The organism is Burkholderia sp. Bp8998, assembly GCF_003854235.1.
In the GTDB taxonomy this organism is placed as follows: Bacteria; Pseudomonadota; Gammaproteobacteria; order Burkholderiales; family Burkholderiaceae; genus Burkholderia.
On the sequence record NZ_QTQF01000006.1, the window covers coordinates 57,791 to 78,529 of the forward strand.

20 protein-coding genes are annotated in these 20,739 nt (G+C 62.2%); 18 read left to right on the forward strand and 2 right to left on the reverse strand.

Annotated elements, in window-relative coordinates; all coding sequences use genetic code 11:
* Position 1 precedes the first annotated feature (1 nt).
* The 18 genes from DIE06_RS09065 to DIE06_RS09150 all read left to right on the forward strand — a co-directional run bounded on the left by DIE06_RS09065 (position 2) and on the right by DIE06_RS09150 (position 16,117).
* Positions 2-871, forward strand: a complete 870-nt coding sequence (locus tag DIE06_RS09065; protein ID WP_124661126.1) for a phage head-tail connector protein — start codon at positions 2-4, stop codon at positions 869-871.
* Positions 868-1,221 (forward strand): phage head closure protein, encoded by a 354-nt coding sequence (locus DIE06_RS09070; RefSeq protein ID WP_124661127.1) that lies wholly within the window; start codon positions 868-870, stop codon positions 1,219-1,221. Before DIE06_RS09065 ends, DIE06_RS09070 begins: the two co-directional genes overlap by 4 nt.
* A complete protein-coding gene (locus DIE06_RS09075) occupies positions 1,214-1,774 on the forward strand; it encodes an HK97-gp10 family putative phage morphogenesis protein (protein WP_124661128.1) in 561 nt (186 codons plus the stop codon). The genes DIE06_RS09070 and DIE06_RS09075 overlap by 8 nt, the downstream gene beginning before the upstream one ends.
* Complete coding sequence (locus DIE06_RS09080) at positions 1,771-2,124, forward strand: DUF3168 domain-containing protein (protein ID WP_124661129.1); 354 nt, start codon at positions 1,771-1,773, stop codon at positions 2,122-2,124. Before DIE06_RS09075 ends, DIE06_RS09080 begins: the two co-directional genes overlap by 4 nt.
* A 45-nt stretch (positions 2,125-2,169) precedes the next feature.
* Positions 2,170-2,805 (forward strand): phage tail tube protein, encoded by a 636-nt coding sequence (locus DIE06_RS09085; RefSeq protein WP_124661130.1) that lies wholly within the window; start codon positions 2,170-2,172, stop codon positions 2,803-2,805.
* 38 nt (positions 2,806-2,843) lie between these two features.
* Positions 2,844-3,263: a hypothetical protein gene (locus tag DIE06_RS09090; protein WP_124661131.1), complete on the forward strand. Its 420-nt coding sequence runs from the start codon at positions 2,844-2,846 to the stop codon at positions 3,261-3,263.
* A complete protein-coding gene (locus tag DIE06_RS09095) occupies positions 3,260-3,583 on the forward strand; it encodes a hypothetical protein (protein ID WP_260433568.1) in 324 nt (107 codons plus the stop codon). Before DIE06_RS09090 ends, DIE06_RS09095 begins: the two co-directional genes overlap by 4 nt.
* Entirely contained in the window at positions 3,546-6,368 is a 2,823-nt protein-coding gene (locus DIE06_RS09100; RefSeq protein WP_124661132.1) for a phage tail length tape measure family protein, read from the forward strand. Before DIE06_RS09095 ends, DIE06_RS09100 begins: the two co-directional genes overlap by 38 nt.
* Before the next feature lie 7 nt (positions 6,369-6,375).
* Entirely contained in the window at positions 6,376-6,999 is a 624-nt protein-coding gene (locus DIE06_RS09105; RefSeq protein WP_124661133.1) for a DUF2460 domain-containing protein, read from the forward strand.
* A 12-nt stretch (positions 7,000-7,011) separates the two neighbouring features.
* Positions 7,012-8,094 carry a DUF2163 domain-containing protein gene (locus tag DIE06_RS09110; protein ID WP_124661134.1) on the forward strand — a complete coding sequence of 361 codons (1,083 nt, stop codon included), beginning with the start codon at positions 7,012-7,014 and terminating at the stop codon, positions 8,092-8,094.
* Positions 8,095-8,526, forward strand: a complete 432-nt coding sequence (locus tag DIE06_RS09115; RefSeq protein ID WP_260433570.1) for an NlpC/P60 family protein — start codon at positions 8,095-8,097, stop codon at positions 8,524-8,526.
* Positions 8,527-11,670, forward strand: a complete 3,144-nt coding sequence (locus tag DIE06_RS09120; protein WP_124661135.1) for a phage tail protein — start codon at positions 8,527-8,529, stop codon at positions 11,668-11,670.
* Between the two features lie 4 nt (positions 11,671-11,674).
* Positions 11,675-13,063, forward strand: a complete 1,389-nt coding sequence (locus DIE06_RS09125) for a hypothetical protein (protein WP_124661136.1) — start codon at positions 11,675-11,677, stop codon at positions 13,061-13,063.
* 3 nt (positions 13,064-13,066) lie between these two features.
* Complete coding sequence (locus DIE06_RS09130) at positions 13,067-14,449, forward strand: hypothetical protein (RefSeq protein ID WP_124661137.1); 1,383 nt, start codon at positions 13,067-13,069, stop codon at positions 14,447-14,449.
* Between the two features lie 67 nt (positions 14,450-14,516).
* Entirely contained in the window at positions 14,517-14,723 is a 207-nt protein-coding gene (locus tag DIE06_RS09135; RefSeq protein WP_124661138.1) for a hypothetical protein, read from the forward strand.
* A gap of 2 nt (positions 14,724-14,725) precedes the next feature.
* Positions 14,726-15,220 carry a glycoside hydrolase family 104 protein gene (locus tag DIE06_RS09140; RefSeq protein ID WP_124661139.1) on the forward strand — a complete coding sequence of 165 codons (495 nt, stop codon included), beginning with the start codon at positions 14,726-14,728 and terminating at the stop codon, positions 15,218-15,220.
* Positions 15,221-15,259: 39 nt separating this feature from the next.
* Positions 15,260-15,532 carry a hypothetical protein gene (locus tag DIE06_RS09145; RefSeq protein ID WP_124661140.1) on the forward strand — a complete coding sequence of 91 codons (273 nt, stop codon included), beginning with the start codon at positions 15,260-15,262 and terminating at the stop codon, positions 15,530-15,532.
* Between the two features lie 57 nt (positions 15,533-15,589).
* Entirely contained in the window at positions 15,590-16,117 is a 528-nt protein-coding gene (locus tag DIE06_RS09150; protein WP_124661141.1) for a hypothetical protein, read from the forward strand.
* Here the strand turns inward: DIE06_RS09150 and brxL are convergent.
* Both brxL and DIE06_RS09160 read right to left on the reverse strand, forming a co-directional pair.
* Complete coding sequence (brxL, locus tag DIE06_RS09155; RefSeq protein WP_124661142.1) at positions 16,068-18,158, reverse strand: BREX system Lon protease-like protein BrxL; 2,091 nt, start codon at positions 18,156-18,158, stop codon at positions 16,068-16,070. The two genes, DIE06_RS09150 and brxL, sit on opposite strands and share 50 nt — an antisense overlap.
* 5 nt (positions 18,159-18,163) lie before the next feature.
* Complete coding sequence (locus tag DIE06_RS09160; protein WP_124661143.1) at positions 18,164-20,692, reverse strand: PglZ domain-containing protein; 2,529 nt, start codon at positions 20,690-20,692, stop codon at positions 18,164-18,166.
* Positions 20,693-20,739 lie beyond the last annotated feature (47 nt).

A 20,739-nucleotide genomic window follows, 5' to 3' on the forward strand; every position in this document is an offset into this window, starting at 1 on the left:
TATGCCGGAAATCCTGCTGCAGCGGCCTGTCGGCGAGCCCGTGGATCTCAACGAGGCGAAACTGCACCTGCGCGTGACCGACAATGCGCAGGACACGCTGATCGCCTCGCTCGTGACCACGGCCCGGATTGCAGCCGAGACGATCACGCGCCAGCAGCTGCTCCACGCGCGCTATCAGCTCGTGCTGGACCGGTTCCCGATGGCGGGCATCGGTACGCCGCTGCCGTTCGAGCATGTGATCAACTATCCGGCATTTGCGATCGTGCTCCCTCACGCGCCGCTCGTCGATGTTGTGTCGATCAACTATCTCGACATGAACGGCATGCCCCAGACGATGGATCTGGCCGACTACGTGGTCAACGCGGCGCTGATGCCCGCGATCATCACGCCCGGATTCGGAAAGACCTGGCCGATCCCGCTGCCACAGATCGGTGCAGTCACCGTGACGTATGACGCCGGCTACATGTCGGTGTGCACAGTCCCGGGCAGTCTACCCTCGACGCAGATTCAGGTGCGCGGCCCCGTCACCTGGGCCATCGGCAATACCGTCCAGTTCTTCAATTCGGGCGGGGAGCTGCCGACGCCATTGCAGGTTGACGTCCCGTACACGGTGACGGCTGCGAACGCGGGCCTCTATGCCCTGCAGGATCCCGGCGGCAATCCGGTCACCCTGTCGGACGCAGGCAGCGGCACGAGCTATGTCTACGGTGGTGCGGAGCCGGTGCCCGAGGGCATCCGCAACTGGATCCTGCTGCGCACCGGCTCGCTGTACGAGAACCGGGAGGAAGTCGCGATCCTCAATCGGGGCAAGGTCGAGGAACTGCCGTTCGTGGCTGGCCTGCTCGATCCCTACCGGATGATGTTGCCATGACCACGCAGATGCGTGCGGGCCAGCTGAACCGGCTGGTGGCCATCCAGCAGCGCAGCACGGCCCGCGACAGTTTCGGCCAGCAGGTCGAGGCGTGGATGACGATCAAGTCGGTCTACGCATATATCGAGGCGCTGAGCGGCAGCGAGCGTGCCGCCGCCCAATCGATCTCAACGGATGTCTCCCACCGTTTCACGGTCCGGTACGACGCGATCTTTGCGGATCCGCGTGTCGTGGCCACATACCGCATCGTCTACGCCAGCCGAATCTTCGACATCAATGCTGCGCTGAACATCGATGAATCTAACCGGACCGTCGAACTGCTCGCGAGCGAGGGACTGACGAATGGCTGAACTCCGATGCATCAAGGGGCTGGACGAGTTTGCCAAGGCGCTCGAGCAGCTGCCCCGCAATATCGGTCGCAACGTGCTACGCGGCGCGGTCAATGCAGGCGCCACCGTGCTGCGCCAGCAGGCGGTTGTGTTTGCGCCGGTCTACGAGGGCGACGATCCACGCCAGGATCCCGGACGCATCCGGCGCGCGATCTACCAGAAGCAGATCCCCGAGCGCTCGAACGAACTGCTGCAGGTGTTCTACGTCGGCGTACGGCGCGGCCGGAAGAATCAGGTCAAGGTCGTGCGCGGCCGGGTCACAAATCTCGACGCCTACTACTGGACGTGGCTGGAATTCGGCCACGCCTATGTCCCGCCACGTCCGAAGGGTATGTCGCTGAAGGCACATCGTGCGGCGGTCAAGGCGATGCCCACCGCGATCTGGGTTGAACCACGCTCGTTTATGCGGCCGGCGTTTGCGATTGCGAAGGATCAGGCGATCCAGGCCATGATCGATTACCTCGCAGCCCGCATTCCAAAAGAAGCGGCCAACCTCGGGCTGACGATGAAATGACCACGATCCAGGAGCAGGTGGCAGCGTTGCTGCAGCCGCTCGCCGCCGGAGGCGTCTCGCCCCAGGTGCAGTTGCAGGATGGCACGTACCCGTACATCGTCTACCGGCGTCTGGCGAGTCCGATCTGCAATACGCTTGCCGGCAACGGCTCGCCGCCGATCAACAACACGCTCTTCGAGATCTCGTCCTGGGGCTACACATATGCCGATGCCGTGGCGACCGCTTCGGCCGTGGCCGCTGCGTTCCAGTCGTGGAGCATCCAGAACGTCCTGCAGCATGAGCAGGACCTGTACGAATCCGACGTCAAGGCTTTCCGTGTCGTGCAGACGTTTTCCGTCTGGCACGACTGACCTGCTTCTGCTTCCTCTGTTTTCCTTCTCTCTGGAGTCACATCCATGACCTCGACTGCCATTTCGTCGCAGGGCTCGTCGTTTGCCGTGTCAGGCGGCACCGGCGCCGCCGTCAGTATCACCGGAATCATTCTCGGCTACCCCACCATCATCGAGGCAACCGCGCACGGTTTCAGCAACGGCGACGTCGTGTCGTTCGCCGGCGTCGGCGGCGAGACGGGGCTTAACGGCCAGTCACTCGTCGTGACCAACGTGACGCCGAATACGTTCGCCGTCAACTTCAACTCGACAGGCGGTGCATCGTGGACCTCAGGGGGCACGGCCACGCCCGTTGCCTGGACGCCGATCGGCAACTTCAAGACAATCAAGGGCTTCGACGGCAAGACATCGAAGCTCGACGCGACGAACCTCGCGTCGCTCGCGAAGGAATATCGCGCAGGTCTACAGGATCCGGGCAATTTCAGCTTCGACGTCGATATCGACCTGACCGATGCGGGGCAGCTTGCGCTACAGACGCTCAAGGCGAGCAGCGCGCTCGCAAATTATCGGCTCACGCTACCCAACGGCCACACCGCGACCTTCACCGCGTTCGTCGAATCGTTCCCTTGGGATGGCGGTGTGGACAAGCTGCTGACCGCCACTATCAACCTGATTATCACCGGGCCGATCACGATTGCGTGATCTCCGGTTGCTTCCTGTAACCTCACCACGGAACTTCCATGTCCACGATCCTGAATCGTGCCGCCATCCTTGCGGCCAATGACCTCGCAACCGTTATCGTCGACGTGCCCGAATGGGGCGGCGCCGTCATCATCCGTTCGATGACGGGCGGGCAACGCGACGCCTATGAAACCAGCCTGATGACGAAAGACTCGTCCGGCCGCTATAGCGTCGATACCGAAAACATGCGGGCGAAGCTCGTGATCTTCACGGCGGTCGATGAGACCGGCACGCCGCTCTTCACACCGGATGACCTGCCCGCGCTCGCAGGCAAGAACGCGGCCGTGATCGAGCGCCTGTTCGTCGCCGCGCAGCGCATCAACGGCCTGTCGAAGGACGCCGTGGCGGACGCGGAAAAAAACTCCGTGAGCGGCCAGCCCGACGCTTCTGCTTCCGGCTCGCCGCAGCCCTCGGCATGACGGTCCGGCAACTGCTGGCCAATCTCGACAGCAGTGAACTGACCGAATGGATGGCCTTCGAGCGCATCGAGGCGATTGGTGAGGCACGCGCCGATCTGCGTGCCGGCATCATCGCTGCGGCCGTCGGCAATCACGGCAACCGTACCTTGCCCAAGCCCTACCGGGCGAGTGACTTCATGCCCTACCTGCCGCGCGTCGAAGAGAAACCGATCTTCTTCGACGACCCCGAGCAGCAATCCGCAACGATCCTGAAACTGGTTTTCAACCGCACACAATCGACCTATGTCGCTCGGCTCCCTCGTTCTCGAACTGCAGGGTAATGTCGCCCGCACGCAGGAAGACATGGGGCGCCTGCAGCAGATCGTCGAGTCTGCGATGCGCCGCATGGATGCGGCAGCCTCCCGTACGTCCGACAACATCCAGGGTGTCGCCACGGCCGGGCGTGCGATCCAGCGCGTACAGGGCGCCGAGGAAGCCGCAGCCAGCATCGAACGGGTCGGCCACGCATCGGTCGGTGCGCGGCGCGAGATGCTGGTGCTCGCCCATGAACTGGCCACCGGCAACTTCAAGCGCGCGGCAGGATCGCTCATGGTGCTGGGCGAGCGTATCGACATCATGTCGAAGCTCGCATCCCCGGCAGGCATTGCGATCGCAGGGCTTACCGCAGCCGTTGCCGGCTTTGCCGCGATGGCAATCAAGGGCGCGATGGAGTCGGCCCAGTTCGCACGCTCGATCATGCTGACCGGCAACTACGCCGGCCAGACAGAAGCGAGCTATAACCGACTGTCACGCAGTATCGCCGATGCCTCGGGCGCCACGATCGGCAATGCGCGCGAGATCACGCAGGCACTGATCTCGTCCGGGCGTATCAGTTCGGGGGCGCTCGAATCCGTCGCGCTTGCCGCCACCCGGCTGCAGGTCGTCACCGGCCAGAATGCGCAGGAGATCGTGCGCCAGTTCGCCGGCATGTCGGACGGCGTGCTGAAGTGGGCCCTCGATGCGAACAGGCAGTATCGCTTCGTCGACGGCGCACTCTACGATCACATCAAGGCGCTGGAGCAGGCCGGCCAGCAGGAACAGGCGATGGCGGTCGCTTCGACCGCGCTCTACCAGCACCTTGGCAACGCAGCGACGGAGAACCTCGGTTACATCGAGCGCGCCTGGCGCGGGGTGAAGTCCGCGATCAGCGATACCGCCGATGCGCTGATGTCAGTCGGTCGCGCCGAGACGGCAGCGGAAACGGCGGCGCGCATCAACCGTACGCTCACCGCCAGGCGCTCAGGCCAAAGCGATTTTGACTATGCGATGAACGTCGGGGATGGCGCATCGATCAACCAGCAGGCCGGCGGAAGCTATGACGACCTGATCCGTCAGCAGTCGGCTGCAACGTCGCTTGCGCGTCGCCAGCAGGATGCGGCGCCATTGGCGGCCTACAAGGCGCACACCGATGAGATGGTCGTCGCGGCGAAGACGCGCTGGGACGAACTCACGAAGGCGCACAAGGTCGGCGCCGAACGCCTGAAGGAAGAGCTCGACGAAGCCGCTCGTGTCGGCCAGCAGGCGGGTGCCTCACCCACCGAAATCGGCGCGATGCAGGAGCGTATCCGCAAGGAATACAGCCACGGCGCCGGTGGCGCAGGGCTTGACCGGGCCAATCTCGATGCGCAGACCCAGCCGATCCAGGAACAGATCACCTCGCAGTCCCGGTTGCTGCAGGATTGGCAGAAACAGCTGGAACTCGCGTATCGCGATGACCACATCAGCGAGCAGGCGTACTACGACCAGTCGAAGGCGGCGATCGAGCAGTACAACTCTCAGATCCGCACGCTCTACGATCAGCAGATCACGATCGTCGAAGGCGCGGCAAAGCGCACGGCCGATGCCCGGACCCGCGTCACGCTGACGAACCGGGCGAATGCGCTGCGAAACGACGAACAGCAGGCGCTACTGCAGTCGTCGGAGCGATTGTCCGAACTGACCGAGAAGCAGACCGAGGATACGCGCAAGTACCGTGACGAGGTTGAGAAGCTGAACTCGGAACTCGGCAAGCTAGACCGTGATCCGGGCCGCACGGCGGGCGCGGACTTCGATCGCGAGCATGGCCACCTGCAGCGCCAGGCGACGCTCGCCGGCGACACGGACACGCTCGCCACGCTTGCACAAGCACGCAATGCTGCCGTCGCACAGGCGCAGATGAATTCGCTAAAGCAGGAAGCCGAGCAGATCACCCAACGACTCACCCTCGCGGAGAAGGAACTGGCCGTCGCACAGGAGACAGGCGAGAAAGGTGCCGTTGCCGGCATGGTCGAACTCGGCCAGCTTCGCCAGCAGGCCGCGCAGCAGTTTGCGCAAATCCAGCAGCTGATGGAGGGCATCGCATCGAACTCGGGCCTGCCGCAACTCGATCTTCAGGCGCAGCAGTTCGGCCTGCAAGTCCAGCAACTTTCCGCCTCGAGCAACGTGCTCGGCAAGTCTATCTCCGACGTCTTCGCCCATTCGTTCGCGAACATGCTCGACAACACGATCACCCGCACGAAGACGCTGCGGCAGGAATTCCTCGATACGGCCAACAGCATTGAGCAGGCAATCACGAAGATCATTGCGCAGGATCTGACGAACCAGTTATTCGGGATTGGCTCGGGCTCTGGTTCCGGCAGCAGTTCGGGCGGGTGGCTGGGGCAGCTGTTCAGCTGGGGCATGGGACTACTCGGGCTGACGGGTGGCAGTGCGATGTCTTTGTCGACCGATGTCATGCCGTCCGGCCTGATGGGATTGACGCCCGATTTCAGTGTCGGGGCGGACGATATCGGCAGCATGCTGACCTACCCGTTTCATATGGCATCCGGCGGCGATACGTCGCCGGGTGGCCTGTACGAGGTCAACGAGAAAGGACCGGAGCTGCTGACCGTCGCGAACCGCACGTTCCTTATGATGGGCAACCAGGGCGGTACGGTTACCCCGGGTGGTTCTTCCGGTCCCGCGCGCGGTGGCCACACGTTCAACCTGAATATTGCGGTGCCGCCCGGCACGACCCGGCAGAGCGCGCAGCAGCAAGCGCAGGCCATCATGCGGCAGGCAAACATCGCGGTAGCAAGGAACGGTTGATTACGCGATGACCACGTTTCTCGAATCGCCCCGCTTTCCGGACAACATCGCGTTCGGTGCCACGGTCGGCCCAACGTACCTGACCGTCGTCAACCAGGTCTACAGCGGGCGCGACGCGCGCATCCCCGCCTGGACGCAGGCGCGCATCCAGTTCGATGTCGGACGTCGGGCGATGAACGCCGCCGATACCGCCACGCTCGATGCCTTCTTTCGCACGGTCAAGGGACGCGCATATGGTTTTCGTATCAAGGACTGGACCGATTACTCCGACGGCGGCACCGGCGTACTGGTTGCGACCGCAACCAGTGGCGTCTACCAGATGACGAAACTGTATTCGAACGGAGCACTCACGGAATCGCGGCTGATCCAGAAGGCAGTTGCGGGCAGCGTGCAGGTTTTGCAGTCCGGCGCGCCGCTTACGACCGGCGTCACGCTCGATACGACCACCGGGCTCGTGACGATTACGCCGGCACCGACGGGCTCCCCCACGCTCACGTGGACAGGCCAGTTCGATGTGCCTGTGCGGTTTGACGTAGACCAGATGAAAAAACAGATCATGGACCGCAATGGTGCGGTTGGCGATCTGCTGGTCGACTGGGGATCAATCCCCCTGATAGAGATCCGCCCGTAATTCGCCATCTTCATGCGTTCGATTCCCACCGCCCTCCTCGCCACGCTGCAGGCCGAGGTGCAGACCGTCTGCACGCTCTGGAAGATCACCCGCACCGATGGACAGGTCTTCGCGTTCACCGATCTCGACCAGCCTGTCACGTACGGTGGCATGACGTATCAGTCGGCAGGCGGCTACACCCATTCGCAGATCGACAGCACGAGCGACCTTTCGACCTCGAACCTCGAGGTTCAGGCCGTATTTGACAATTCGGCCATCACGCAGGCCTCGCTCGAGTCCGGACAGTGGGATTTCGCACAGGTGACCTGCGCGCTGGTTGACTACACAAACCCGTCGGCCGGCGCCGTGACGCTGGCGAGCGGCACGCTCGGTCAGGTGACGATCACAAACGGCGCCTATCAGGTCGAAATGCGCGGCGTGGCGCAGCTGATGCAGCAGGAACAGGGGGACGTGTACAGCCCGACCTGCCGCGCGCAGCTTGGCGACGCGAAATGCACGATCGATCTGACGTCACTCACCTTCAACGGTACGGTCGCGCGCGTGAACGGCGCGGCCAGCTGGAACGATCCCGGCCTCACGCAGACCGGGCCGGTCGTCGCCTACACCGATACGACCGGCCACAAGATCCCGACACGCTCGCCGTTTACGGTCCAGGTCGTGCCCCCCAACGGTGGTGCGTTTGTTTCGACGATCTCGGTCGTCGATTCGTATGGCACCACCTATAGCGTCGGGACCGGATCCGGGCAGTACACGGTCTCGGCCGCGGGTCTCTACACATTCAATAGCGCACAGGCCGGCGGTGAGATTTTCATCAGCTACAACTACACAGTCGGGTATTTCGCCTTCGGCAAGGTCAAGTGGCTAACCGGCCAGAACGCGGGTTTCGTCATGGAGGTCAAGGCGTTCGCGCCGGGCGTCGTGACGCTTGCGATGGCGATGCCGTACCCCGTGGCGGTCGGCGACACGTACACGATCGCGGCCGGCTGCGACAAACAGCTTGGCACCTGCTACGCGCGTTACAACAACGTCGTCCATTTCCGTGGCGAGCCGTATATCCCCGGCCCCGACCTCCTGCTCTCGCCTCAGGGGGACTGAATGGAAGATCATGCCGTGGTGACCATCACGCGCGAGCAGTTCGTCGCCGAAGCGCGCGACTGGCTCGGCACCCCGTACCAGCATCAAGGACGCTTGAAGGGCACCGCCTGCGACTGCATCGGTCTTGTGATCGGCGTATCTCGCGCGGTCGGCCTCGACGTGCCTGATGCGCCAGATTACGGGCGCCGCCCGGATGGCCGGCTGCGCGGCGCACTAGAAGCTCACCTGATACGAGTTCCGCTTTCAGATGCCCAAGGCGGCGATGTGTTGCTGTTCGCGTGGCACGCCACGCCGATCCACGTGGCGATCCTGACCGATGCGGATCACTTTATCCACGGCTATCTGCCGAACCGGCGCGTGGTCGAATCGCGCCTCGATGAAAAAACCCGGCGCCACGTCGTGGCAGCCTATCGCATCCCTGGAGTCGTCTGAATGGGCCAGCTTGTCCTGTCTGCCGCCGGTGCCGTGGTCGGCGGTGCGGCCGGCTTCCTGATCGGCGGGCCTGCCGGTATCGCAGAAGGTGCAGAACTCGGCTGGATGGCGGGCGGAATCGCCGGTGGCCTGCTGTTCCGCCAGAAGGGCCCGCAGCCCGCTGATATCCGCATCCAGGACAGCGCATACGGCAAGCCGGTTCCGCTCGCCTACGGCATCTACCGGATTGCCGGGAACATCATCTGGGCCGGCCAGCCTTACGTCGCCAGCAGCGGCGGTAAAGGGGCTGGTGGCAAGGGGCCGCAGCAGCAGAAGGTGTCGATGTCGTTCGCCGTCGGTCTGTGTGCGGGTCCGATTTCGGCCGTGCGGCGCATCTGGGCCAACGGCAAGCTGATCTACGACGTGTCCAATCCGTCAAATTTCCAGGCGATCAGCGGCTCGAACCAGATGGTGACGAATTTCACCGTCTACCCCGGTGATGAAAACCAGCTGCCGGATCCGGTAATGCAGGCTGCGCTCGGCGTGAACAACACGCCGGCGCACCGGGGACTGGCCTACGTCGTATTCAACGAGCTGGACCTCTCGCAATGGGGCAACTATCTGCCGTCCCTCTCGTTCGAGGTGGTCACGGCACCCGCCGCACTCGCCACGTCGAGCTCGGCGTCAACGTATGCGTATTCGACCTCGCTCGGAACGTTCTTCATGGCGCCGTGCCTGTCGGCGTCGGGCGGCATCGCGATGGGCTACGGGTACTACTTCGGCTACAACGGCGTCACCGTCGCAAACCTGAGCGCTTATGGTGCCGTCCAGACGCAGCTGATTCCCTGGAGCGGCAACCGGGGTGGCATCAACATGCCACTGGGCTACAGCGATGTGCCGGGCATCTACACCTGGCCGGGGTGGTTGCATCCGGACGGCTCGTGTGACGACATGAGCCTGACGGGCAGCATGGACCTCGGCTTCGATGGCGACGAGGCCTGCTTCTGGCGCAACGGCAGCGACATCTTCCTGAGCTCGTCCTATACGACGAGTGGCCGTCCAATCTACCGGTGCGATCTCTCGCAGCAGGGGCTGATCGTCGCCCAGAGCACCCAGCTGGGCGAATGGCACATCCTCGGCGGCTCGGCGACCCACGTTTATGCATTCGACGACCTGACTGGCCATCTGTTCCAGTTCGACCGGGACACGCTGGCCGTCACCACCACCTGGACCGGCATCAATTTCAATGCGAATACCGGGTATGTGCTGACGGACGACTACATCTATACGGTGGGCGACAACCTCGCCGTATCCCTGTTCCGGCCGTCGCAAAACACCTACACGGTACTCGGCTATGCACCGTTCGGCGTCTCGACGATGGTGGCCATCAACGAAAATTTCTTCGTGTTCGCCTCGGGTGCGAACCTCAGCAGCATCTCGCTCGGATACATGTGGATTTCGCAGGGGCAGACTTTCACGACGGTCGGCAATGTCGTGGCCGACCTGTGTGGCCGTGCGGGCCTGTCGGCTTCGCAGGTCGATGTCTCGCAGCTCACCGACGTGATGAACGGCTACTGCGTGACGAACCATTCGACCACGCGCAGCAACCTCGGCCCGCTCATGTCCACGTACTTCTTCGATGCGTGCGATTCGGGCGGCGTGATCCGGTTCGTGAAGCGCGGTGCGCAACCGGTCGGGACCTTCCTCTACGCCGATCTCGGTGCCTCGCCTAATGTGGGTGACACGGCAAACACGACGCCGATCACCGAGACGATCGTGCAGGAGGTCGATCTGCCTCGCTCGATGCAGCTGACTTACCCGGAACTCGGAGACGACTACAACCCGAACACACAGCGTGCGATGCGCGCATACACGAACTCGAACCGCGACACCGTTATGCAGGTACCGATCGTGCTCGCGGGTTCCGATGCGCTCGCGCGTACCCAGGCCATGCTGTGGTCGGCATGGGTCGGCCGCAAGACTTTCCAGTTCACGACAGGCCTCGCTTACCTGCAGTACGAGCCGGGCGACGTAATGACGTTGCAGGGCGCGAACGGCGAGAGCTGGATCGTTCGGATCACGCGTTGCCAGTATGACGGCCAGGGGTCGCTCCTCTGGGCCGCCGCGCGCGAGGAACCCGATATCTATCCAGGCAGCTCCTACACGACGCAGGGCGGCGCAGCGCTTGGCTTTGCCAGCCAGCAGATCGATTACAGCGGGCCGACCATCCTCTTGGCGCTCGACATTCCGCCGCTGCGCGATGCGGATAACACGCCCGGGCTTTACATCGCTGCCTGCGGCATGGCTTCATCGTGGCCCGGTGCGGCGATCGACCTGTCGCGCGATGACGTGACGTTCACACAGTTCGCGCAGATCACCCATGCGTCCGTCATGGGTTACGCGGCGGGTGCCCTGTCATCGTTCGGCGGCGGCAACCTCCCGGACGAAATCAATACGGTCAGTATCGTGCTCTACGAAGGGGCGCTCGCTTCGTGCAGCTATGCAGATTTCCTCACCGGCGCCAATGCGGCGTGGCTGGGCGGCGAAATCCTGTTTTTCCGCAACGCGACGCAGACGGCAGCCAACACCTGGACGTTGTCCGGTCTGCTGCGGGGGCGCGGTGGAACGGAAGCCGCCATGACCACCCACGCCGCTGGCGAGCGCTTCGTGCTGCTCGATCCTGCTGCGATCGTGTCGATGCCGATCCAGACGACGGATTTCGGCTCGACGCTCTATTTCGAGACATTCCTGCTTAACCTGTTCTCAGGTTCGCCCGGCGCGCAGGTGAGCCTCACGCCGAAGAACGGCCGGGTCATGCCACTCTCGCCGGTGTATTTCATCGCCGCGCACGGGAGCGCGTCGAGCACCTCCGACATCTCGCTGTCGTGGATCCGGCGTGCCCGCGTGCGCGCCCAGTGGATCGATGGCGCCGATGTCCCGCTCGATGAGTCGGCCGAGAACTACACGCTCACGATCCTGAACGGTTCGACCGTGGTTCGGACCGTCACGGTGGCCGGCAACGGTGCCGGCGGCACCTGGACGTATGCCGCCGCCACTATCTCGGCAGACGGCTTCCCGACGGGCGCGACGATCACCTTCCGCGTGCAGCAGAACAGCGATCAGGGCGTGCTGGGCGCATCCGCAACGACGACCATCACGAGGTAACACGATGTCCAACAGCACGACGCTGCTCGACACCATCGCGACAAATCAGGCGGCCAAGGAAGTGATCGCCAATGCAATGTTCGATGCGGCCAGTCCCGCAATGATCTGGGGCCGGCGCGCGAGCACGACGAGCAGCCTGACGTGGGGTTACTACGGCGGCACATATATGGTCGGCACCACCGCCAATGCGATCGCGAACGGCACCGTCACGCTCACCGCGAGCACGACCAACTACGTGTATGCGAGCGCCACAACCGGTGCCGTGTCGGTGAACACCACGGGTTTCCCCGCCGGGTCGATTCCGCTCTACCAGATCGTGACCGGCTCGACCGGTGTCTCCAGCTACACGGACTGCCGCAGCTACCAGCCGAGCGTGATCGCGGGCACCGTCCGCAGCGCAACGAGCGAAGGCAGTGGAATACCTGTACTGGACACGGCGAATTCGACAGCGCAGACGCTCGCCTTCAAGTCGCTGATTGGCGGATCGGGGGTGTCGGTCACGGACGGCGGATCGAACGGGATCACGATCAGCACGAGTGGTACGAGCGGCACCGTCACGGGCGGCAGCAACGAAGGCAGTGGGATCGGCGTGCTCGACACTGCATCCACTACGTCGAGCAACCTCGCGTTCAAGACACTGGTCGCCGGCAGCGGCATCACGATCACCGACAATGGATCCGCCGGCATCGCAATCGGCGCAAACGCGGCCGCTGCCGTCGCGCCGGCGATCCAGCAGAACGGGACGACTGCCGTCAGCGCGGCGACGCAGCTCAATTTCCAGGGGGCGCAGGTCACGAATCCGGGCGGATCGCAGGCGCAGATCGCGCTGTTCTCGGGTTTCGGCACGCCCGATCAACCGCCGAACCTGTCGAATTTCACCTGGGTCAACCAGGGCAGCGCCACCGCGCTGCAGGAACCGTGGGGCATCAGCCTGTCCACGCCGAAAGCAGGCGGTGAAAACTGCGCGTGCCTGGTCGTGGCCGCGCCTTCGACGCCTTATCAGGTCGTCGCCCGCATGCGCGCGTTTCCGGCGAGCTCCAGCTACATCAAGTGTGGACTCGTCTGGCGCAACAGTTCAAGCGGCCTGCTGCAGGTCGCAGGCCTGCTGTATCAGAGCGGATTCCAGTACGGCATTGGCAACTTCAACAGCCCGACCGCGTGGAACGGATTTCAGGGCTCGCAGTACGCGATGACCTTCTGGCCGGACTGGCACCGGATCCGTGACGACGGGACGAACCGGTATTACGACGTGTCGCCGGACGGCGTTACGTGGGTGAATATGTACTCGCTCTCGCGCGCGACCTTTCTCACGCCGGACCAGGTGGGATTCTTCGCTGATCCGAACGGGCAGGCCGTCGGCCTTTCGGTGTTTTCCTGGTACGCCGGAGCGTAGGCCATGTCGAACAGTTCAACCCTGCTCGATACGCTTTCCGCGACTTCCTCGACAAAGGAGGCGACGCTCAACGCGCTGTTTGATGCCGTCAGCCCACTGATGTTGTGGGGCCGGCGCGCGGCAACAACGGGCGGCCTCGTCTGGGGCTACTACGGCGGCACGTATATGAACCCCGAGGGCATGGTGCAATCGATTCCAGACGGTACCCTGACGCTGGCCGCGAGCGCGACGAACTATATTTTCGCGGATCCGGTGACGGGTGTGGTCAGCAGCAACACCTCAGGCTTTCCGGCCGCGTCGTTTCCGCTGTACCAGGTGGTGACCGGGACATTGACGGCATCGAGCTACACCGACGTGCGCAGTTACCAGCCGAATGCGATAAGCGGGTCGCTGCGCGGTGCCGTGAACGAAGGAGCTGGCTCCCGCCTGGTCGATACCTCGGCATCGACCGCAGCGAATCTCGTTGTGAAAACGCTCGCCGCAGCGGGAAATTTTTCGATCACGGACAACGGCGCAGGAGGTCTGGTCCTGACCTGCCCCGGTGGCTCAATTACTGGCGCATCGAACGAAGGCAGTGGCGCCCCGATTCTCGATGTGGCGAATTCGACGGCACAGACGCTCGCATTCAAATCGCTCACGGGCGGCGCGAATCTGCAGGTGATCGACGGCGGCAATCTTGGGGTTGGATTGTCCCTTGCCGGCACGCTCGGCGCGGTTGAACAGGCCGGCAGCATCAAGGCCGTGGCGCCGGGATCGCTGAATTTCACGAACGCGAGCGTGACGGCGACAGGTTCTAGCGCGACGATTACGCCGAATTCATCGCATGGCGTGACGGACGCGGTGCCGCAATTGTCCGGGTTCACACAGCGTAACCAGGGCGCGACAGGCGCGATCGCCACGCAATATCCGTGGGGCATTGGCATTGTCACTCCGCATTCAAGCAGCGCGCAGGCATTCGTCCTCACGCAGCCGATACCATCCGGGGCCTTTCAGGTGACGATGCGCTTGCGCGCTGCTCCACTGAATGCGAACTACGGTTGTGTTGGGCCGTGTCTGTATGACAGCGCGAGCGGAAAGCTCAAACTTTTTGAACTCGCTTATCAGAACCAGCTCGGCTACTGGGTCGGCAACTTCAGTAATTTCTCGTCGTGGGCCGGCAACCCCTTCTCAACGAACATTGGCGCCGTTCCGGAATGGATGCGAATCCATAGCGACGCGACGAACTGGTATTACGAAGTGTCGGGCGACGGTTCATCGTGGCAATCGCTGTTCAGCGAGGCGATCAATTCATTTCTCACGCCCGACTCGTGCGGCTTCTACGCGTTCCAGCCGCAGGCGGCGCCCGATCTCGCGCTTGCGGTCTTCTCTTACTACTGCGGCTCATAGGCTGAACGCGACCTGCAGGCATCTAACGCCGCCCTACGGGGCGGTTCTTCATTTCTGGAGCACGCCCATGGACAGTAATGACCACGTCATGGAATCCATCAAGGTGTCGATCGCGTGGGTGGGTGGCCTGATCGGCACACTGCTGGCCAAGGTCGCGGCGTACCTGACGCTTTCGAACGTGGTGCTGTCGGCCACGCTCGTCTACACGGTTCTGCAGATTTTCATCCTGGCGCGCGACAAGGTTTTTCGTCGGCGCCAAAACACGGAGGATTGAACATGCCTGTCATCACCGCACAGCAGGCCGGAGGATCCAACCGGATCGCCTTTCTCGACATGATCGCGTGGAGTGAAGGAACCTCGCGCATTCCCGATTCCGACGACGGCTATCGAGTGCTCGTCGGCGCGACACCGGAGAAGCCGCTGACGTTTTCAAGTTACGCCGCGCACCCGGACATTCTCAACTCGGCGCTCGATTCGTCCGCCGCTGGCCGGTATCAGCTGCTCTACCGCTACTGGTTGGCATACCGGCAACTGCTCCGGTTGGCCAATTTCTCGCCACTCTCCCAGGACAGGATAGCGCTCCAGCAGATTCGCGAGAAAGGCGCGCTTCCGTTCATCGACATCGGCAATTTCACGAAGGCCGTCCAGCTCTGCTCGGGCATATGGGCCAGCCTTCCGGGCAACGACTACGAACAGCACGTCAACACGCTTGCCGCGTTGCAGACCGCCTACGTGAACGCGGGCGGCAAGCTGGTTTCAAGCATGGCCTGACCGTGTGCACGAAATTTCACCCACCCAAAGGAGTCGACCATGAATCAAGTTTCGTCCCTTGTCACCGGCGGCACGACCATCACGGCTGCCACGCTCGCGCCCATGCTGCAATGGCTGCTGGCGGGATGCCCGCTGCCTATTCCAGACAGTCTGCCGTATCTGATTGCCGCGCTGATCGTGACCGGTGCACATGCGATCGGGAACTGGTGGGTGAACCGCCAGACTGCAAAGGCCGACGCGCCTGCACCTGCGGCGGAGCCTGTAACCCCAGCTCCGACTGTGCCCCCTGCCCCTGCTACCCCGCAGGCGTAATTCACCCGCTGTTCCCATCCCGCCGCATTCGCGGCAATCTCCACGAAGGTGTTCATCATGAAGAAGCTGCTTCTCGCGGCGAGTCTTGCCACGCCCATTGCATTCGTTGCCTGCACGACGGCGCAACAGCAGACAACCACGACCGTGGCGACCACATTTCAGACCCGTGTCAAACAGGCCTGCTCCGTGGCTCAGCCGGAACTGAACAGTTTGGCGACGTTGGCCTCGAATGGCAACGCGTTGCTTGCATCGCAAGCGTCGGCACTAGCTGCGCTCGCGACCGACAGTGCAACCGTCTGCCAGAAAGCCACCAATGTCGATACCGCATCGGTGCAGTCGCTCATCAATACGTCGATTCCTGCGGCACTGGCCATCGTCAATGCCCTGCCGCTTGATGCTCAGACGCGGCTCACGGTACAGGCCGGGCTGATTGTTTTCCAAGCGACGTTGTCAGCGGCGCTGGCAACTCTGCCAGCAGGCTCTAACAGAGTATCGTCAGAGATCGTGATCCACCTAGAACAACCCTTCGCACCCCTCATATCCGAAAGATATCCACCTTTGTCTCAAGGCACTTACGCAGGGTAAGATCATTCGCCCCTACCTCAAACCAGCCTCCGGGCTTCTGGAAAAAATCCAGTCCTCGGCCAATCTTAATCACCCACCCGTTGTCGATACGAATCTCTCGGTCGTGCATGCTTGGGTTGAGCTTCACCTCTAGCTCGACATCCAACTCCAGTAGGCTTTGCTTCAGCTCATCGAGTTTTTCTGCGATGTCGGCCAACTGGGTCTTGTCGTCGTAGCCAGTGATCAGGTTGATCTTCTTCACCGTTCCAGCTTTCAGAACCGTCTCGCAGAATCGAACAAAGTTCTGAATCTGATGCTGCAGCCGAATGTACGGGTCCTCGATCACGACGGATTTGGCACCCCGCAGATAGGGGCCCATAATCGACTCATAGCTGTAGCCAGTGTCGCCATAGAGAATGGTGAAGTGCTGTTCCTTGAGCTCCGCCGGAGACGGCGCAACAGTCGCCTGGGCCGGTGATGCCGGTGTAGGCGCCGATTGAGATGCCTGTGCAGCAGGTTCTGGCTGCGCAGCGGGTTGCATTTCGGCCACCTCAGTAGGCTGGCCATCCGCCTGATTTAAACGACGACGAGCCGGCTGTTGCGTTGCGGGCGCATCCTTCGACTCAGGACAAAAAACCACCACTTCCTCCCCGCTGGCCTTGAAGTAGGACAAGTTGATTCGCGCAAACTCGTCATCTGGTTTGCGCTTGTTCATCTGCTCCTTGACGCGGCGGCGACACTCCGTCGCATAAGCCACGTACTCCTCGAACTCTTCGTCGGTCGGCGGACCGTTGGGGTGCAGTACCTTCAAGAATGCGCAAACGGTCTTCTTGATGCCTTTTTCGTCGCGCCCCTCGATCGATTTGCCGAGTCGAATACGCTTGCTCACTTCCTCATACCGATTCGTGTGCTTGAACTGATAGTGGAAGGCTTCTGCTAGGTAGTCAGTGATGAACCCGTAGTTGCTAGTCAGGAACTCACTGCTGTTCTTGGGCATCTCCCAACCTGGGATGTACGCTGCGAAACGGTCCATAACAGCGAGGTCTAGCTCTGGCGGCAACGGCTGAAACAGATCGTGCTCGTTGGAGTTGACCACCTGCTGCACCGACACGTCGATGTTGCCGACAAAACTCAGGCTGGCATCGGCGATGACTTCGGCCCCACGCGAAAAGCGCCCGTTGGCCATGAAGTCCTTCATGATCTGGATGGTGTCCGGATCTTTGACCTTGATGCCGCCCACTTCGTCAAAGGCCACCGTGTCCCAAAATCCAACCAGCCCCACCTTGCGACGCGCGTTGTTGTAGAACAGCGTTGCCTTGGTTGCCTGGCCGCCCGAGATCAAGGTGGCATAGGGCGAAAACTCACTGAAGAAATAGGACTTGCCGGTGCCGCGTGGCCCCAGCTCGATGTAGTTGTAGTTGGGCTCAACCAGCGCAGCCAATCTGGCGATGAAGTGCATCTGCACGCGCTTCGAGAGCTTGCTGGGCTCCAGCCCCACGGAACGCAACACCGCCGCGAGCCATTCATCACGCGTGAACGCAGCGCGCCCCTCTGCATAGCGCTCGAAATCAAAGCGTGTCAGCTGAATGGGACGCAGATCCTCGATCGAGAACGCGTAGTCGTCTTCATCAATGTCGTTGTGCGCCAGTGTGACTTCCGCCCAAATGCCTCCTTCCAGCAGCCTGTCGTTATCACGGTAAAACTTCTCGCCAATCGCGATGCGTTGCGAATTGAAGTTTTCCAGCGATGCCCAGTGGCGCTTCTCCTTTTCGACGTAGCGAACGTGAACCTTGTCGATGAACCGATGCTTGCCCTTGGTGGCCACCTTGGACTGCGCCGCATTGGCCTCGTCTGGCCGCACGTAGTTTTCTTGCAGCGACGACAGCACGGCCTCCATGCCGGCATCCATCTCTGCCTGGTCGTTGCTGGCGCAATACTTGGCGAGCAGAAACTCCAGGACGAACGTCGGGACGTTGGTGCCCTTTTTAATCCGATGCAGCAGGTCCTTACGAAGAACCTTGCCGTCGAATGTGGCGTTTAATTTTTGGTCGAGTTCGTCCATAGGGCTCATTCCGTATAGTCGGTTTCAAGCGCCAGATTGCTGTAGGCCGCCAGAGTTGTGGGGTTCAGCGCCTTGACCGCGAACTTGCCTCTGAACTCATCATCCATCCGCAGCGCGATTTGCTTGCGCTGGCCTGGCATCAGGGTCACAGTTCTGGTCGCAGGGTTCACATCTCCGCCCGGGCGCGGCTCACCCACCACATTGCCTTTAATGTCCTGAGCTTCCAGCAGAATTTCCACGCTCGTGTCTTGGGAGAACATGTCGTCGGCCACCAGTATCACTTCGATGACCGGCAATTGCGTAGTTATTCGTTTGGCGCCGTTCTTGTAGCTCAGCTCGACCACCACCTTGCGAAGATCCGCCTGGACGGCGGTATCCAGCCGAGCAACCAGCACGGGCACAACGGCCTCCGCCAGGGATGCTCCGCCGTGAAAATACAGGTGCCCTGAGCGATAGGGCGCCATGCTGCGCGGTAGCGCCACTTGCGTGAAATCCCCGCGAATACCGACCTTCTCTGCGCTTACAACCAGGCTGTGCCCATCAGCCGTACCATCGCCCAGCATCATGCGGTCGTGCGCGTTGACCGGCCATTTTCCTTGCGGCTTCACGCACACATCGCCGGCCTCCGCTTGTGCATTGAGGAAAAAGCCATGGTCGGTGACAATGACCGCCTCCTTAAAGCCCATGCCACGCAACTTATGGAGTGCGACGCGAATCAGCTTGAGCGTGCCCGGAATCAACCCGAGCGTCGTCTCTGGGTTGCTCTCCAGTTGGCTATCAATCTCGGTGGATCGCAACACCAGCAGGTCGACGGTCTCGGCAATTTTGGGTTTACCGCGCACGAAATCGTTGAGCGGCATCTCCGCGAAGCGGTCGCCATACTTCTTGCTCAGGACACCCATTCGCTGCGCAACATTGCTCACCGCCGCCCCGTCCAGCTTGGGAACGAGTGATTCGTTCTCCAGCGCCAGGGTCAGCCCCGTGCGGGCGCCAGGCAGCAAGCTGGCCATACCGACCAGGGTGATGGTGGGCAGCTGCGCATAAGCCGCTTGCAGCTCGACGGGCCCGTCTTCCGCCAGCAGTTTCTCGAGGGCCACACCCAGCTCATAGCGCAGAGCGTCCACCATCAGGTAGGCCACCTTGCGCCCGCGCTCCTTGAGGCGATCGGCCACTAGGCGATCAAAAGCATCGGCATTGGCTAGGCGCCCGCTAGGCGGCCACCCCGTCGTCTCGACATGCTTCACGAACACACCCTGAACCTTCTCCGCCAAGCGCCGATAACGGGCCCGGGCCTGACTGATCACTTCATGCATCAGGCCGTGCTGGTCAAGAAAGTCACCTGCCGCTTGCTCAAATTCGCGTTGCAAGCGGTCAGCCTCGCGCAGGCTGCCCAGGTAAAAATCGATCAGCTCAGCCTGGGAACGGGCGCGGTCTGGCAACTGCCGTTCGAAGTCTTCGCAGGCCTCAACCAGACTCAAACCAGAGCGCACCAGCTCCCACTGGGCTTGGCTTTCGCCTTTGCCTAGCCAGACAGAGCTCTTGTGGCGAGTCAGCACCCGGCGTGTGGCATCGGTGTCGCCGGTGACAATGCCCTTGATCGCCGTGCGCAGGAAGGTTCGCTCCTCGAAGGGGAAAGTGTCGCGCTCGCCCAAATCGTCAATGGCCCCACACAAATCGGTCAGGTTGAGCTCTGCCTCGATGGCTTCCGCGCGCTCGATATAAGCCGCGCGTGTCTTAGGATCAGTGCGCAAACGGTCGCACACATCCTCGACGATAGGCCTGGCTTCCATCGGTGCGTGTGGCACCCCCTTCAGCGTCTCCGGAAGCGCCCCCGGCAAATCAAAAACGAACTCGCTGAAGAGCACATAGCGCCACAGCTCATCCGCCAAGGCGGACCACGTTTTGCCGCGCGTCTTCACGTTCAGGCCCAAGGTAGCGCGCAGGAAATCGCGCGCCTCCTGCACCCAGCCTTCTTGTCCCTTGAGCGCTTCGGTTTGGCTGCCGCTCGGCGCCAGCAGGGCCGCCAGAATCTCGCGGCCAGACTCCACCCGCAGAGTAGCTCGCAACTGGGGCCAGCTCACGCCACCGCCGATCGCGTCGATCACCGCAAAGGTAGGCCCCGCAGGTGACCCGCCAAATACCTGCCGAATCTCGGTCGCGTGATCCGGCCTGGCGCGCAGGCAAAGGCTCAGGTATTCGTCGCCATCGTCTTGTGGAAACACCGCGCCGCATTCTGCGTACAGTGCAAACGGATCAGCCTGTTTCTGTTCTTCGGTTTCGGGGCGATTGGCTGGCACATAGATCAGCACACCTTCCAGCGGCGCCTTGGGTTGCACCAGCTCGCGCAGCGCCAGCAGCGCGGCCTCGCGGCTTTCAATACTGCTTTCAGATGCATCGATGACCCGCACCTTGTCGGCCGCAAGGTCGAAGCACTGCTCGCGGTAGCGCTTGTCAACGTCGTACACCACCAAGCAGCCCGTCTGCTCCAGGCGCGGCCTTAGTACGCTCTCTCGAATAAATTCCGCAATCGTCATTTGTCCTCCCGCAGGCTCAGGATTACCGGCAGCGCCTTTACGTCTTG

Bases quoted from the DNA above. Each gene is read 5' to 3' on its own strand.
- DIE06_RS09065 (WP_124661126.1), top strand. From the start codon at position 2: ATGCCGGAAATCCTGCTGCAGCGGCCTGTCGGCGAGCCCGTGGATCTC.
- DIE06_RS09070 (WP_124661127.1), top strand. From the start codon at position 868: ATGACCACGCAGATGCGTGCGGGCCAGCTGAACCGGCTGGTGGCCATC.
- DIE06_RS09075 (WP_124661128.1), top strand. From the start codon at position 1,214: ATGGCTGAACTCCGATGCATCAAGGGGCTGGACGAGTTTGCCAAGGCG.
- DIE06_RS09080 (WP_124661129.1), top strand. From the start codon at position 1,771: ATGACCACGATCCAGGAGCAGGTGGCAGCGTTGCTGCAGCCGCTCGCC.
- DIE06_RS09085 (WP_124661130.1), top strand. From the start codon at position 2,170: ATGACCTCGACTGCCATTTCGTCGCAGGGCTCGTCGTTTGCCGTGTCA.
- DIE06_RS09090 (WP_124661131.1), top strand. From the start codon at position 2,844: ATGTCCACGATCCTGAATCGTGCCGCCATCCTTGCGGCCAATGACCTC.
- DIE06_RS09095 (WP_260433568.1), top strand. From the start codon at position 3,260: ATGACGGTCCGGCAACTGCTGGCCAATCTCGACAGCAGTGAACTGACC.
- DIE06_RS09100 (WP_124661132.1), top strand. From the start codon at position 3,546: ATGTCGCTCGGCTCCCTCGTTCTCGAACTGCAGGGTAATGTCGCCCGC.
- DIE06_RS09105 (WP_124661133.1), top strand. From the start codon at position 6,376: ATGACCACGTTTCTCGAATCGCCCCGCTTTCCGGACAACATCGCGTTC.
- DIE06_RS09110 (WP_124661134.1), top strand. From the start codon at position 7,012: ATGCGTTCGATTCCCACCGCCCTCCTCGCCACGCTGCAGGCCGAGGTG.
- DIE06_RS09115 (WP_260433570.1), top strand. From the start codon at position 8,095: ATGGAAGATCATGCCGTGGTGACCATCACGCGCGAGCAGTTCGTCGCC.
- DIE06_RS09120 (WP_124661135.1), top strand. From the start codon at position 8,527: ATGGGCCAGCTTGTCCTGTCTGCCGCCGGTGCCGTGGTCGGCGGTGCG.
- DIE06_RS09125 (WP_124661136.1), top strand. From the start codon at position 11,675: ATGTCCAACAGCACGACGCTGCTCGACACCATCGCGACAAATCAGGCG.
- DIE06_RS09130 (WP_124661137.1), top strand. From the start codon at position 13,067: ATGTCGAACAGTTCAACCCTGCTCGATACGCTTTCCGCGACTTCCTCG.
- DIE06_RS09135 (WP_124661138.1), top strand. From the start codon at position 14,517: ATGGACAGTAATGACCACGTCATGGAATCCATCAAGGTGTCGATCGCG.
- DIE06_RS09140 (WP_124661139.1), top strand. From the start codon at position 14,726: ATGCCTGTCATCACCGCACAGCAGGCCGGAGGATCCAACCGGATCGCC.
- DIE06_RS09145 (WP_124661140.1), top strand. From the start codon at position 15,260: ATGAATCAAGTTTCGTCCCTTGTCACCGGCGGCACGACCATCACGGCT.
- DIE06_RS09150 (WP_124661141.1), top strand. From the start codon at position 15,590: ATGAAGAAGCTGCTTCTCGCGGCGAGTCTTGCCACGCCCATTGCATTC.
- brxL (WP_124661142.1), bottom strand. From the start codon at position 18,158: ATGGACGAACTCGACCAAAAATTAAACGCCACATTCGACGGCAAGGTT.
- DIE06_RS09160 (WP_124661143.1), bottom strand. From the start codon at position 20,692: ATGACGATTGCGGAATTTATTCGAGAGAGCGTACTAAGGCCGCGCCTG.